We start from the raw sequence: 15,795 nt of genomic DNA on the forward strand, positions 1-15,795 counted from the left end.
TGATCTGCTAGTCTTCATCATAGAAAGCAGGAACCGCTATGCCTTTGCCAATTCCGCCTTACACGTTGATCGAACGGCTTCTTTTCCCTCCGACAACGATAAACGAGAACAAGCTGCTCCGCTGTCTCGAAGGAAAAACGGTGCTCATCACCGGCGCCAGCTCCGGGATTGGCGAACAGCTTGCTTATACGCTGGCCGACGCGAAGGCGCATCTGATTCTGACAGCTCGTCGGGAGGACAAGCTGCTCGCCGTCAAACGCGAGATCGAGAAGCGGCAAGCCGCTCAGGTCAGCGTCTACCGAGCCGATCTTCGCGAGGAGGCGGAGCGGGAAGGGCTGCTCGAGTTTATCCGTCGGCAGCCGCACGCAATCGACATCGTAGTGAGCAATGCCGGCCATTCCATCCAGCGATCGATCTACGACTCGCTGGATCGTTTCCATGATTTCACCCGCACGATGGCGATCAATTACTTCGCTCCGGTTCACTTGCTCTTGTCTCTTATTCCGCTGCTCGAGCGCAACCAAGGTCACATCGTGAACGTCTCCACGATCAATGCTCTAATGCCGCCGTTCCCGAGCTGGGCGGCTTATCAGGCTTCCAAGGCGGCGTTCGACGTGTGGTTCCGGTCCGTTAGTCCCGAGCTCAACCGCCGAGGGATATTGACTACCACGTTCTACTTACCTTTAGTTCGTACGCCTATGATTGTGCCGACGGCTGAATATCGACGAATGCCCGCGATGTCCCCGCAGCATGTCGCGCGCCTCATCGGTCGTTCCTTCTATACCCGCCGGAAAGCGTTTAAGCCGTGGTGGCGGTTTGGGTTCAAGCTTGCTTCGAGGTTTGTCGCTGGTGCTTGGAAACATGCGGCGTCGCAGAAAAATTCGGGGAAAAGGGAGGAGCTATGAGTATCGTAAAGCTGCTTCAAGTGCTGCGTCAGCTTGGGCTGCTTACTCCCTCAGCGCTTCTCAAGCTGCTAGGCTCGATATACCGGCATGGTATCAATTTGATGGCGCTTCTTCGATTTTCGGCCCATGCCTATGGGGAAAAGATCGCGATTGCGGATGACCGAGAGTCGCTCACTTACCTGCAGCTGTACAACATGTCCACTGAGCTGGCCGATACCTTGCAACAGTCCTACAGGATCGGGAGCGGTCGGAAAGTGGCTCTTGTGAGCCGAAATCAGGCATCGATGGTCACAGCGATTTATGCCGTTTCCGCCACGGGGGCGGACTTGCTTCTATTGAACGCAGAAATGAGCGAAGATCAGTTGAACGCCATCCTGGAGCGGCACAACCCCCATTTGTTGCTGAACGATGAGGGGGGCGGCGAGCTTTCCATCCAAGTGCGGATCGACCATACCACCGAACGGACACCCTTTCAACCGAAATTGCGCCGCGTGTCCTCCGGAAAACTCGTGCTCCTGACCGCCGGGACGACCGGACAAGCCAAGGAGGCGCCGCATCGGCCGTCGCTCTTCCGGTACTTGAAGCCATTCTCGGACTTCCTGTCTCGGCTGCGCATCCTTGACTACAGCACGGCTTACATCGCGACCCCCTTGTACCATGGCTACGGACTTGCCGTCCTGCTGCTCTTCGGTGCTGCCGGGAAAAAAGCGGTGCTTCACCCGGGCTTCTCGGCGGAGCGGGCATGCCGCTTGGTTCGAGAGCATCAAGTGGAGGTGGCGACGGTCGTCCCGTTGATGCTGCACAAAATGCTGCGGACGAATGCGGACGACTTGCGATCGCTGCGCTGTATCGCTTCGGGCGGTGCGGAGCTGAGTCCGAAGCTGGCGCAAGAGACGCGAGAGCGACTGGGAGAAGTACTGTACAATTTGTACGGCACCTCCGAGGCGGGGTTGCTTCTGATCGCCACACCAGAAGATTTGAGCTCAACGCCGAATACGATCGGTCGACCGGTCGATGGTGTTCAGGTCCGGGTGCTGGGGGAGCAGAACGAAAGCAAGAATGTCGGCGACGTCGGACGTTTGTGTGTTCGAAGTGAAGGATCGATGCGAGCGGAAATGTCGGAATGGATCGAAACCGGAGATTTGGGCTATATGGACAAGTCGGGACGTTATTTCTTGCGCGGGCGAGTGGACAGCATGATCGTCTCGGGCGGGGAGAATGTTTACCCGTACGAGGTGGAGCAGGTGCTGCTCTTGCACCCGCAAGTCGAGGACGCAGCCGTTATCGGCGTTCCCGATGAGCGGTTCGGCCAGCGGCTGCAAGCGTTCGTGCAGCGTACCCCTCAAACCAAGCCAACCGAGCAGGAGCTGCTCGACTGGCTGAGGCCACAGCTGGCGCGCTATCAGCTGCCGCGTTCGATTGTTTTCGTCGAGCGGCTGCCTTACACGGCTGTGGGGAAGCGGGATAAAAGGAAGCTGAGCACCACTTAACGCAACTAGCCGCTATTCGAAACCCGATCGGTACGATTGGCTATCGCAAGCAGCCGACCTGCTAAGCGTCAGACTAGCCGGGAGTCAGTGCTCGAAACGACTCCTCATTCGGTCCCATAGCGACTGAATGGTAACGGGCTGCACATCGTGCTCGAACGGTTCATCGCCGTCGCCGAGCAGGCTGCAGATCGCCAGCTTATACTCCGGATGGAGCGAAATTCGATGGAATCGGCAAACCTGCCGAACGCTACTCACTTCTACCGAGATCGGGGGTCCCATGGAAAAAGCGATCGAGATCAGCTCCATCGACAGCCCGGTACCTACGGCTTAGATGTAGCTTTCCTTCAGCGTCCACAGCTCGTAGAATTGCTCCAGCCACAGCCGCCCGTCAAGCTTCGACAGCTCTCGGAGCTCCGACACCGTAAACGCATGCTTCGCTACACTGGCATCGATCGGGCGAATCTGCTCCACATCGAACCGACCGGACAATCGGCAGCAACACAAACGACCCATTCGCCCGAATGCGCTACGTTAAAATGATACTCCGGCCAGTCCGGGAAGAAAGGTTTCCCATAAGCCGTTCGCTCCATCCTCATATGCGCCAATGCGGCACCATTTGCCTCGGCCGCCATCGCTCTGGCCAGCAGCGCACTAACCAAAGCCCGATCCCGATCGGGCTTTTGCCTGTAGCGGGACACCTTTTCCCGCTCCTGATCTGGCAAAACAACCAAACCTTTCTGAAAAGCCGAATCCTCGATTGGACCAGTCAGCCGTACAGCTTCCACTCGCATATAAGTTCACCCATCTCCATCTTAGCCAGGGCTGCAAATACAGTCAATTTCTCGCGCTTGTCCGTAGAAACTTCGCGTCGGTGCGCGTCTTCTGTCATATTTGACCATTCGTTTGTCTATTTTGCTTATTCTTTTTGTCCGTTCAATAGATATATGCTTGGTTTAGACACGGAATCAGGGTCAAGCAAGGAGGTGAGAGGGAGCGGGTAAGTCTGATATCGGATATCGGATGTCTCTGGCATTTCAACTAACTTGAAACGGAGGGATTCCTGATGGATCGGAACAAACTGAGGATGGGATGGATGCTGGTCATAGTACTTTCCTTGCTCGGAGGAGGCTGGATGCTGCCCGGGAAAGCCGAAGCGTTCACCGATGTGAGCAGCATGAGCGATCAGACGTTCTTCGGGGTGTGGAACGGATCGGCGTGGACGACGGTCGGCAAGCTCAACTATGCCTATAGCGCCGGGTTGGCGCCGGTGGAGACGGCGGTGAAGGCAGGCAACTACGCGACGGCCAAGTCGGCTTTGCTGACGTATTACCGCAATCGAACGAACCGGACCACTCCGCCACTGGCCGATTCGCTGCGCAACACGAATGTGGCCAATTTGCTCAAGGACGATATTTTCATGGCCAACCTGGAGCAGTATATCGGCAGCGTTACGGTGGGCAACACTTACCAGACCGTGACGCTGAACGTCCAGTCGGCGGTCGAGCAGTCGTTCGCTCAGGATAAGAATATTACGTTCTTGCTGATGGCGCGGACAAAGGATGAGGGGAACAAGGCATTCTACAGCCGCGAGAAGTCGACGAACAAGCCGGTGCTCGAGGTTGTCGTGAACGGTGTGACGCAGACGCTGGCGGCCATGAAGGATACTTACATACAAGCCGGCGCGAACGGAGCGGTCAACTATGGGACGAGCGATCTGCTCTATGTGAAATCATGGGGATTGCCGATCAGCGATTTTGAACGGAGGGCTTATATCCAGTTCGATATGTCCTCGCTTGCTGCGGCTCCTACATCCGCCACGCTCAAGCTGTATGGCGCGAATGCGTCGGGGACGGGCAATTCGGAGATCATGGTGTTGCGAGCGAACGACAACTCATGGGGCGAGACATCGCTGACGTGGAACACCACGAGCGGCGGCACGTTCTCCTGGCAAGGCTCCGCCGCCAGCCTGGACTGGAACAATCCGGCTACCGGCGCTTACGCTCAGTGGATCAACATCACCGCGATCAACGGCTTCATGTACACCCTGGCCAAAGAGTATGAGGAGACAGGGAATGAGAGCTACGCAAGCAAAATTATTTCGCTTATGCTGGACTTCATTTCCGACAAGGGCAACGCCAATGCCGCGTACGACAACAGCATCGACTCGGCGCGTCGCGCGACCGTTTGGGTGAACGTGTACAATTTGATCGTGGACAGCACGTCCATGGATGCGAACGCCAATACGGCCATTCTGAAGTATATATGGAAAATGGCGGAGTGGCTTGGGGATACGACCAACGAGTATTATGGTCCGGCCGGACAAGGAAGCTGGTACACGGTGCATTTTCACGGAGGCAACAACTGGGGTGTGCTCGAGACGCAGGGCTTTTACCGGATGGCCGTGTTTTATCCGGAATTTACGATCTCCTCGACATGGCGGAATACGGCCAATACACGGCTTACTTATTTGATCCGCCACTTGAATTTCCCGGACAGCGCCTACTCGGAATCGACATCCTCTTACGGATTCGGCGTGCTGCAGGAGTTTTTCAATGTGAAGCAATTCGGCGCGATGAACGGGCAGTCTTTCTCGGCGGAGTACGATGATCGGCTGCTGGCGATGATGAAGTACCAGATGAACCATCTCGATCCGAACGGGTTCGACATCAACTACGGAGATAGCGCAGTGACGGATCGGAAGCCTTCGATTCTCGCGATGGGCGAGGAGATGGACGACGACGAGCTGCGGTACGTGGGCAGCGGGGGAACGAGCGGCACGGTGCCGGCAGGCACGTCCGTGATGTACCCTTACGATATGACGGCGGTTATGCGGTCGGGCTGGGACAATGACGATTTGCAGCTTCGGGTGGCAGGGAAAATATTTGAGCCCAGCGGGACGGCACGCTCCCATGCTCACAAGGATATGCTCGGCGTCATCGTGAATGCGTACGGAGAGACGCTGCTGCCGGACAACGGGAATAAAGGCTATGACAGCAGTCCGCTGAATTTGTGGCTGCGCAAGACGGAGGCGCACAATGCGATCGAGATCAACAATACGGATCAGAGTTGGACCGGTGTATCGGCCATCACGTATTGGCAGACGAACGGCGCGGCCGATTTCTATGAAGGGTATACGACGGCGGCGAGCACAACGGCCGGGTTCAAGAGTACACGTAGCATTCTGTTCGTGAAGCCGAACTATTGGATCGTCTCCGACTATATTACGCCGCCTAGCGGTACACATCGTTACGAGCAGAACTGGCATCTGATGCCGGGGGCGTCGGCTGTGTTGGACGGGACATCCAAAAGGACGAAGTCCAGCTTCTCCGGGGCGCCGAACATCCAGATCGTGCCGGCGGATCCTAGCAGCTTGACCGCGACGCTGGAAAGCTCGAATTACGCCACGGCGATCAACTCCGTGCAAAATTCGCAGCGCGCCTCGTTCGTGAAGAACGTGTCCGGCGCGGTCACGTTCGACACGGTGCTGTTCCCGACACAGGCGTCGGATACGAGCCGCAACGTAACGGTGTCGCGGCTGACGACGGCGCCGAGCGTCGGGACGACGACCGCGACGGCGCTCAAGATCGACCAGAACACGGGGGGAGGCGGCGACGTCGGGTACTATTACTTGTCGCATGAGGCGACGCCTGCAACGGCGCGTAGCTTCGACAAGTACAACTTCAACGGCAAAACCGCTTACGCCGAGACGAACTCGGCGGGTACGACGAAGCGCGCCTCGCTTGTGGCCGGAACTACGCTGAAGGAGAGCGGGGCGAACCTGATCTCGAACGTTACGCGAATCAAGGATGTGAGCGTCGAATGGAGCGGGACGGCACTGCATATCTCGGGCTCCGACTTGATCGCGAATTCGAGCTCGTCGACCGCGATCGCCATCTATGCGCCGTCGGCAACCAGCATCACCTTGAACGGTGGGTCCGTCGCCTACACGCGCGTCGGCGACTATGTCTATGCGGCTGGCGTCCGCACCGCGGTCTCGACGCTGAACCCGGCGGCCGACACGTACGTGATGGACGGCGCGAACGCCGGCACGAACTTCGGCAGCAATACTACGATTGCTTTGAAGAAATTTACGTCGCTGAACCGGACGCCTTTCCTGCGCTTCGACTTCGGCAGCGTTGCAGGCAGCTCGGTATCGCAGGCGAAGCTGCGGCTGTACTTGTACGATGCCTCCTCCAGCAGCGCCAAGACGGTTCGCGCATTCGGCACGTACAACGAGGACTGGAACGAAGCGACGCTGACGTGGAACGGCGAGGTGCCGGAGCGAGATGAAGGTCTGAGCACGACGACGCTGACGACGACCGGCTCGTATTACGAGTGGGACGTGACCGACTACGTCAACAAACATTGGGATGACAAGAAGATTTCCTTCACATTGGACTTTGTGACGGGGCCAAGCGGCGAGAACTTGATCTTCTACAGCAAGGAAAGCTCGACGAACAAGCCGCAGCTGGTGTTGACGCCGTAGGGCCTGGCGGGGAGCAAGCTGTCCTCGAGGCGGTGCCTAATAAGGCATCGCCTTTTTGTGGTGTGACCAGGTGTATAACAATTCTACATCTGAAGCCGGAAATGCCCTAAGCTTCAGATGTATACGATTTGTACAACTGCTCGTAAAAACTGGCTATTTTCGCAGTCAAAGTATACAAAATAGACATCTGAACGGCAAAACACAGTTACAGAAGTACAAATCTTGTACATCAAATTCAAAATCAGGCCGGTTTTTGTTCTTAGTTGTACAAATCGTCTACATCTGTAGGAAAACAGATCCCAAAAGCGGATGCCGTTTGAGACTTCGGTTTTCTCTCTATCGGAGAAAGCTTTAGCCGACGGCTACATCCTCAAGCTCAACGATCTAATCGACAAGTTCGCCCCGAATCTGAAAAAATATTTGAAGTAGCATCCGGAAGTAGACAAACAAGTGAAAACCGACAGCGGCGCCTGGGCGGGTTATTTGCCATTTTACTATGCGGCGATCCATTTTGTTGCGATGTAAAGAGGGATTTCCTGCACTTCCGTTGAAAAAATATTAGGAGAACTAACAAAACTTGGTTAAGGAGAAACATCCATGTCGAGAAAAATCGTTATTGCCTTTCTGTTATTTTGTTTATGTCTATCAGGCATCCCCCAATCTTTATTTGCGGAGGAGCAACCGGTTTATTTTGAAGATGCCAATCTCGAATCACAAGTCAAAAAACAATTGAAGATTGCCATTGACCAACCGGTCACTAAACAGGCTATGGCAAAGCTTGTGTCGTTTGGCAATGTGAGTTGGAACGGAATCACTAGTTTGGCAGGTCTGGAGTATGCCGTAAATCTCAAATCCTTAAACATTTCTCACAACAAATTAAAGGATCTCCGTCCCCTACAGCATCTCCGTTCCCTTACCAGTTTGGATTTGAACAATAATGAAATTGTGGACATCAGTCCCATTCGGGAACTGACTAATCTGCAATCACTTACGCTGTATCATAATGAGATTGAAGAGATAAGTGCTGTTTCAAATCTAAAGAACCTAAAGACCATAGATATTGTTTGGAATAAAGTGAAGGATATAGGCTCGATATCTGGATTATCCAATCTAGAAAGGTTTCATGCATCGATAAACCAAGTTGATCGTATTCCTGCATTATCGAATATGAACCGATTGATTAGTCTTAGTTTGGGATCCAATATAATCACGGATATTCAGGGGCTTGCCACCTTGCAGCAACTCAAATACTTAAATTTAGACTCGAATCAAATTACTGATGTTCAAGTACTTAAGAAGTTGACGGAGTTAACTCAGTTGGACTTAAGCGAGAATCCGATTAAGGATATAAGCGGTATTTATGATCTGAACAAACTGAATTCCCTTGGCCTTAATAGCTTGGGTATTCAGGACCTCTCCTTTATATCGAAATTCGACTCTTTGTCGAGATTAAGCGCAGCTGGAAATCAGATTCATGATATTACAGCAGTAAAACTTCACCCTGAATTGGTTGAGCTGGACTTAGGCAATAACAATATTGAAGGGATTGAAGCCATTTCCGGATTGTCCAAGCTACAAACGATTGATTTTACCGATAATCAGATCTCCCGACTTCCTCAAATGAAGCAACTAAAGTATTTACGAAGTATTCGTGTAGAAAATAATCGGATTACTGACTTAACTCCTATCACTGATGCAACTAATGCCAGTTGGGTTAGTATCGGAAACAATCCTATAAAAAATTATGAGCTCCTTGCTCAGTTACCTAATTTAACAACATTGTCCATTAGCAGTTCCGGACTAAGTGATATAAGCTTTGTTTCCAAGCTAACCCAACTGGACTCCTTGTGGGCTTATAACAATAAGATCGAGGATTTGTCTCCCATCTCAGGGTTAAAACGATTGATGATCCTGTACTTAGTTGATAATCAAATTCAGGATATATCGCCTATTGCGCAGCTCCCTAATCTGCAGAAGGTGTGGGTCGATCTGAACAAGATTACTGATATCGCTCCAATAGAGCACTTGAACAAGCTAGTTGTCTTCTCCGCAAACAATAATCAAATTGAGGACGTTTCTGTACCGGCCTCCAAGCCGACCCTCTGGGAAATCTATTTGGAAAATAACCCACTTACATCTGAATCGGTGGAGCTCCTCGTTTATAAAGCAACAAATGGGTCAACGGTGTCCTATGGGGAGCGGGTTCAACTTTCAATTAATGGGAATCTGCAGCAATATAACTGGGATGAAGCCCCGAAAATAATCAATAACAATACTTTCGTGCCGCTAAGGAGAATATTTGCCGCACTTGGGATGAGGGTAGAGTGGGTGGATTCTACGAAATCTATTATTGCCACGAACCATAAGGTCAAAATAGAACTTACTATAGATTCTAACCGTGCTCTTGTCAACGGAGATGAGATTGCTTTAGAGGAAGCGCCTAAAATTGTGAATGGTTTGACATTTGTCCCTTTAAGATTCGTCAGCGAATCGGCTGGTGCAACAGTGAAATGGGTGGAATCCAAGAGGTTAGTGGAGATTACCTACTAGGGCTTGGGACCACCGGTCGAAAACGAATACCCCGCTTCAGGCTGAGTGGCCTGGGCGGGTTATTGGCATTAGAAGAGGGAGTTACCGGTTCGCAGGCTGTTGCGGATAATAGGGCTGAGTCCAAGTTTGTTGTCCGATCCGACTGTTGTATACGCCGGGGGTGACGCCTGGTGCCGGCGCTTGCTGCCAGTTTGGCTGTTGCTGCTGGGAAGGCGATGCGGCCGGCATCGATTTGTTGCAATTTGCCGGCGGGCCGATGATAACGGTCTGCGTCAGCGGAGCGAGCGCTTGCTTGAGCAGAGCCTCGTTCAGGCAGTACGAATGGGCCAGCATGCTCGTTGGCGTGAGCCGCAGGATGTCGGAGCCGAGAATGACTTGCGGTTCCGGCGCGTTGAAGATGGCGAGCAGATGCGTGTTGTCGACTGTTGCGATTTCATAGTGCCACCAGCCTTGCGGCACATTCGCGACTTGGCCGGGAGTGATCGGGTAGTTCATCAGCTGGTTCGTGAACGGATTAATAATGCTGACGATCGCCGCGCCGGATATGCAGTACACAAGCTCGGAGGCATTTTCGTGGTAATGGGGCTCCACGGTATTGCCGGTGCTCAAGAAGATGTCGAGCAGGGACGTATTGTCGAGCGTGTTAAGCTGCTTTACCGAGAGGACGTTGATGTAGTTGCGGGCGTCCTTGCGGAAAAAGAGGCTGTTGCTCAGGTCGTATGTGAACTGGGCGTTCGGGGAGGCGTAGTCCATGTATTTGGTCATGGCGTATTTCCTTTCTGTGCAGAGAAATCATTCTGCCTATACCATATGCATCCGCCCAGTGGGAAGTGAAAGAAAAGGACGGCCCCTCACCCTGAAGGGAAGGACCGTCCGTGTATGGTCAGTTCATGAAAGGAAGCTGAGTAAGCATCCGATAGAGGATCACCGTGCTCTGCGCACGGGTTGCGGTGTCATTCGGGGCAAACCGTTCCTCGCCAACCCCATTCACGATCTGCAATGCTGTCAAATTGGCGACCGCATCCTGTGCCCAGCTCTGGATGGTGTCGGCGTCCGAAAATGCGATCCCATTGCCGGTTGCCGGAACGTTTAATGTGCCTGCGTATTGCATCGCTCGGTAAATCATAACTGCCATTTCCTGGCGTGTAATCGTCCGATTCGGCTGGAATGTGCCGTCTTCATAGCCGGATACGATTCCCGTCTCGGCTGCGGCGGATACAGCTCCGAAGTACCAGTCCGATTCGCGGACATCGCTGAACGAACTGTCTCCAACTGAGCCGGTGGGGGATACGCCCAGTGTACGGGTCACGAGAGAGGCAAACTCGGCTCGAGTAACGGCCAGCTCCGGACGGAATTCGCTGTCCGTAACGCCTTGCACGATTTTTCGCTCCGCCATCCGCTCCATTTGTTCTTTGGCCCAGTGGGTGGAGATGTCCTGTAAGTCCGAGCGGGTTTTCAAGATCATATACGTGCTGTTCGTTCGGCTGTACATAGTTACTGCATCGCCTGCTGCTCGGAAAGGAACCGGCGTGTAGCGGATCGCACCCGTCGCATCCTTCTCGACACGGACGACCGCAATCGCGAGGCTGCTCGTGTCCCGGTCCAGCTGAATTATGCGGGACACATATTGTTTGAAGGATGCGATTGCTTCGGTGGTCCCGTCATCTTTTACGATTTGCACGGAAAAATCGATTGCGGCTGCAACTTCCATGCCTTCCGCTTGTGCCCGAGCGGCCGCCTCGTTATTGACGGAAATGGTTACTACTATTTCGTCTTGATCGCCGAGCTTCACTTGCGAGAATGAATCGATCGGCAGGCGATAGCTGCCGAGCTCGGTTACAATGGCGACCGTATCGGCTTTGCCGTCCTTCTGCGCATGCTGCAGCGCGTTGCCGTTCACATACACTCGGATTTCCTCTGCGCCTTTTACCGATTCCGCTGTGATGGAGACGGTTTTGTCTTTTGCCCGGTCAACAGCAGCCTTGACGGCCTGCTCGCCAGCCCGCGCTTCTGCAATGTCCCGGTTCGTTTCTTTCACAGTTTGGGTTGGTAAAATAATTCCGGCTTCCCCAAGGACATGAGTCGGGTCCGGAGGGAGGACGGGGTTAGTTGGACCTGCACCCGGATTGTTAGGTTCGCCTGGATTGCCGGGATCGCCGGGTTCTCCGGGTTCGCTTGGGTTACCGGGATCGACAGGATTGCCCGGATCCGTCGTCGCCGGAGCGGCCGTTTTCAGCAAAGGCCGTACCGTTACAGCCCTGTGATCCGACGAATAAAGCTCAATCGGAACACCCTGACCGGCTGCATCGACGACCAGAATAACCGCCTGATCGCCAGACTTGGAGTTCAAATACTGCGTCAGCGCGGATGTAGCCACATTGTACGAATTCACGTTGTAAGGAAGATTGTACGTGTTCGCCTTAAAGCCCGCCATCGTAAACTCGCCCAAATAGATCCCGTTTGCAGCGTCGGCGGCTGTTGGAGTACCCGAGCCCGCTGTCGGCATGCCGAACACCTTCAGCGTAATCGTTTCCCCGCCTGGATTGACGTCCGTCAGTCGTCCGCTCAGCTGGAGGGAGGCGCTGCCGATAGCCGATGCGTCTTCCAGATCGAATTGGAACGCGGCGGCGAATGGCTGACCGTCAACCCCGCGGGTATCCGAGCCTGCATACGTAGTCGCTTCGTAAACGGGGTTGCCGGAAGTGTTGGATACCGGCACCGCTTGGCTAGCAGCGTCTTGCATCACAACATGACCCGAGCCTTTGCGGATCTCGATGCCCTTGACGCTCCCATTCACGATATTGCCGATCAATTGCACGTCGCGCGGATCGCCGCTGCCGATCTGATTGGCATTGCTGTCGCCGTTGTCGTAATCGAGGGCAATCGGCGTATCTGTTGCGGCGAAGTTCGAAATCGTATTGTTGCGGACGATCGTCCGAGGCCCGTTTAGCACTTTGATGCCCGTAACCTGCTGTTGGTAAGGGCCGCGCACAAAGCCGCTCGGATCGATCTCAATCGTGTTGTGCTCGACGATCGTATCCGGCGAACCGAGTACAACCGCGATGCCTTCCATGTTGTTCCGCAGTGTATTGTAGTGGATCAAGTTATACGGGCCGGATTCGCTATGATTGCTCGGGAAGCCGCCGCCGGTATTGCCCAGGGCGATGCCCGCTCCGCGGCGAGTGCCCATAATAACGTTGTTGTACACCTCGTTCAAGTATTCGTCTTCCCCGTGCAGGTCGATCGCGTCGTACGTTGTGTTCATCAACAGGTTGTCGCGGATCAAATTGTTGTGGGAGTACGCCTGCACGATAATGCCGTGGCGCATGGCGTCGGTTCCGTCGAACACATTGTTCTCGATCAGATTGTATTGCGAATCTTCCGGGAAGCCGAAGCGGTCATTCTTGAAATCTCCCTGCAGGGCAATGCCATAACCCGAACCGCCGCCGCCGATATCGGTCGCTTTGCGGAAGGTGGAGTTGCGCACCACGAGGTGCTGGCCTTTGGCCATGCGGATACCGGTTTTCACGAATTTCTCTAACGTAACGCCATCGACGACAATGTTGTATGGCGCGGCGCCGGTGCTTGACTTATCGATGTAAATGCCGTTCTGCACGCCGCCGCTGAGCGGATGCGCCACTTCGGGATTCGTCGGATACACATTGTCCCATGTGGAGGTCAAAGTAAGATTCGAAATCGTAATCGAGTTGACACTGAGCGCACCGAGTGTCCGGCTGCTCGGATTGGATAAGCCGGTGTTCGAGTTGTCCGGGCCTAGACGGTTGTCGAAGTCGGACAGTAGCACGGTGCCCTCCTGCGATTCGCCGCGGAAATTAACGCCGCTCTTCAGCTTGAGATGTGTATCCGAGCTGCCCGGTGCCGTAGACATCAGCTTGTAAATGCCGTTAGGCAAATAAACTTCATCGCCGGGCTGAGCGGCATCGATCGCTCGCTGGATAGCTGCCGTATCGTCCGCAATGCCATTGCCCACAGCGCCATAGGCAACATCCTTGACATTGATGCTGCTCCCCGTCGTCGGATTTGGAGTCGGCATGTTGTGCGGCTGGCCGTCCGGATCGTACAAGCCCGCAATGTAAGGGCGAGGCGATGGATTCGGCGTAGGTCCAGGTGTGGCTGGCGGGATCGGGTCCAGCGTGAGGCTGCCGGAAGCGGCGGAATAAATGTGCACCTCCATATAGCCGTTATAGTTGGTGGCGCTGTTCCCTTGGGCGACGATGCGAACGTAACGCGCGTCCGTATCGGGCAGATCGAAAGCTTCCATCTCATTCGATGACCCTCTGCTCTGGCCGCTAAAAATCGGCGTCCAATCGCTGCCGTTCGCAGAGGCCAGCACGCTGAAGGAGTAGGAGCGCTCGCTCCCTTTATAGAACGCGATGCCCAGCGTGTCGACCGTGGACACAGCCCCTAAGTCATATTGGATCCACTCCGAAACTCCATTTGCACCCCAACGTGTGCCTGGATTGTTGTCGACCGTCAGGCTCGGTTTATTGCCCCAGCTCGTGTCGCCGTTGTACACCCGGTCATAATCGCTTGCCGTCACTTGTGTTTCCGTGAATGTGTAGCGTTTTTGCGGCATCGCGGAGGCTTCATTGGAATCTAAGCTGCTTCCGCCCACCGCATTCATCGCTTGAACGACATAATAATACATTTGACCGTTTTGCAGTCCGCTGTCGATGAAGCTGGGTCGCGTCAGGTTGGAGCCGACTACCGTATAGGATCCGCCGGAGGAGCCGGAACGTTGGACGGTATAGTACACGGCATCCGTAACGGATTCCCACTGGAGCTTGATCGACGAATGGTTGGGAATGGCAGTCAAATTCGCCGGTGCAACCGGAGGATAAGCGGTTCTTCCATAGAAGCTGTCGGAAGGTACGCTCTCCCCGGTTTGATTATAGGCGGAGACCGTGTAGTAATAATCTTGATTGACCGTCAGTCCCTGATCCAGAAAGCTTGTTTCCGTGCTGTAGACGGACCCGACGACGGTTAAGGGTCCCGTGCTTGAAGAAACTCTTTTAACTATATAACCGATCGTGTCGGGTGTTTCGTTCCAAGTGAGACCGATTTCCGTATCTCGGATGGAAGCCTGAGCCCAGCCCGGCGCGGGAGGCACCGCTGCAGAAGCTTGAGGGCTCGCTATCGCGGAGGTCGACAGGCTGCCGTCCAAATATTGGCCGTTTTTCGTTTTGGCCGCCGAAGCGATAGCGTAGTAGTATGTACTGCCGTTGCTCGCGCTTACGTCACGGAATGTACCCGATGTCACCGTTCCAAGCGTTGTGAATGGGCCGCTCGGCGAATTGGCTCGTTTGACATAATAGAGGTCCGAGTCTGCGGCGCCAGAAAATCTTAACGCCACTTGGCTATCGATAGCGGAAATAACGGTAACCCCTGTCGGCGCGGACGGGAACATCTTTTTCACCACGATATCGTCCACGTACATCCGCATGTTGGAGTCTTTGGAGAGACCGAATAACCCGACGCTAGAACCGGCGGACGGCAATTGATTATCGGTCACGGTCGCCGTAACCGTCGGCCCACCCTCGATGGAGCCGTTAAGCACAATATTTCCCGGGTTGCCGGAAATTTGGAACGTCATCCGATAGCTCTGCCCGGCTATGAAGTTGTCGATCGGAGCCGAGACGGACAACTCGGTATTCGTCCCTGACACGCGTTTGAGCAACACCAAATTGTACTGCGTGGCCGACAGCTTCCGGATCGCCAGGGCGAACAGATTGTTGTTGTCCAGCACGCGGGCGGCGAGCCCGAAATAAGTGGTCGAGAGAGGGCTGGTCGTCGGTGTATGGGGCCTCAGCTTCACGGAGGCGGACATCAGCACGTCATTGGCGGAATACCCGACGATCCATGAGGTGGACGTATTCGTCCCGTTGAAATACATGCCGACGTTGCCGTTATCCGAACCGATGCTCCACACCCCGGCGCTGGCATTCGATCGCCAATTGTTAAGCGTGGCTGCCGTATTATTGCTTGAATTCACGGCCTGCCCCAGTACCGGGGGTTCTGCGGCATGATCGCCCACCGAGATGCTGGCATCCAAATTTTCGAAGTCATTGAACCGTTCGTTCTCGTCATAGTAAGCCGCCGCATCCGTTCGGCTCCCTGACAGCCCTAGCGACAATGGAAGCAAAGCAAATACCATAGTGAAGCACAGCAACACACTGACCAACCGTTTCCTCTGGCGATGTCCCACGAAATGCCCTCCTTTTATTAAGCCTACGTTAGCGCTTACATTTGCGACAAGATCATCATATCGGAGAGGGTAGGGCGCCGACTTGCACTTATTCCAGTTGGGGTTGTGGTTTTTTTGGGTGTTTTTGTCCCGGTTTTT

General features: G+C 54.2%; 9 protein-coding genes. 4 read left to right on the forward strand and 5 right to left on the reverse strand.

Annotated elements, in window-relative coordinates; genetic code table 11:
• Positions 1-38 precede the first annotated feature (38 nt).
• Positions 39-905: an SDR family NAD(P)-dependent oxidoreductase gene (locus tag PKO02S_RS04275; RefSeq protein ID WP_246066830.1), complete on the forward strand. Its 867-nt coding sequence runs from the start codon at positions 39-41 to the stop codon at positions 903-905.
• Entirely contained in the window at positions 902-2,395 is a 1,494-nt protein-coding gene (locus tag PKO02S_RS04280; RefSeq protein WP_218033906.1) for an AMP-binding protein, read from the forward strand. Before PKO02S_RS04275 ends, PKO02S_RS04280 begins: the two co-directional genes overlap by 4 nt.
• Before the next feature lie 84 nt (positions 2,396-2,479).
• Here the strand turns inward: PKO02S_RS04280 and PKO02S_RS04285 are convergent, their stop codons facing one another.
• The 3 genes from PKO02S_RS04285 to PKO02S_RS04295 are packed head-to-tail and all read right to left on the reverse strand — an operon-like array spanning position 2,480 to position 3,186.
• Positions 2,480-2,701 carry a hypothetical protein gene (locus PKO02S_RS04285; protein WP_127579855.1) on the reverse strand — a complete coding sequence of 74 codons (222 nt, stop codon included), beginning with the start codon at positions 2,699-2,701 and terminating at the stop codon, positions 2,480-2,482.
• Positions 2,702-2,722: 21 nt separating this feature from the next.
• Entirely contained in the window at positions 2,723-2,866 is a 144-nt protein-coding gene (locus tag PKO02S_RS04290) for a 4'-phosphopantetheinyl transferase superfamily protein (protein WP_164821285.1), read from the reverse strand.
• A complete protein-coding gene (locus PKO02S_RS04295; RefSeq protein WP_127579857.1) occupies positions 2,833-3,186 on the reverse strand; it encodes a 4'-phosphopantetheinyl transferase family protein in 354 nt (117 codons plus the stop codon). Before PKO02S_RS04295 ends, PKO02S_RS04290 begins: the two co-directional genes overlap by 34 nt.
• 272 nt (positions 3,187-3,458) lie before the next feature.
• On the opposite strand from PKO02S_RS04295, the gene PKO02S_RS04300 reads away from it, so the two are divergent.
• Positions 3,459-6,881: a CBM96 family carbohydrate-binding protein gene (locus PKO02S_RS04300; RefSeq protein ID WP_127579858.1), complete on the forward strand. Its 3,423-nt coding sequence runs from the start codon at positions 3,459-3,461 to the stop codon at positions 6,879-6,881.
• 597 nt (positions 6,882-7,478) lie between these two features.
• A complete protein-coding gene (locus PKO02S_RS04305; protein WP_127579859.1) occupies positions 7,479-9,431 on the forward strand; it encodes a leucine-rich repeat domain-containing protein in 1,953 nt (650 codons plus the stop codon).
• Positions 9,432-9,512: 81 nt separating this feature from the next.
• Here the strand turns inward: PKO02S_RS04305 and PKO02S_RS04310 are convergent, their stop codons facing one another.
• Positions 9,513-10,196, reverse strand: coding sequence for a cupin domain-containing protein (locus PKO02S_RS04310; protein ID WP_127579860.1), 684 nt, complete (start codon positions 10,194-10,196; stop codon positions 9,513-9,515).
• Positions 10,197-10,314: 118 nt separating this feature from the next.
• Positions 10,315-15,657: an S-layer homology domain-containing protein gene (locus PKO02S_RS04315; RefSeq protein WP_127579861.1), complete on the reverse strand. Its 5,343-nt coding sequence runs from the start codon at positions 15,655-15,657 to the stop codon at positions 10,315-10,317.
• Positions 15,658-15,795: the final 138 nt, after the last annotated feature.

This window comes from Paenibacillus koleovorans NBRC 103111 (genome assembly GCF_004000845.1).
GTDB classification, from domain to species: domain Bacteria; phylum Bacillota; class Bacilli; order Paenibacillales; family NBRC-103111; genus Paenibacillus_AA; species Paenibacillus_AA koleovorans.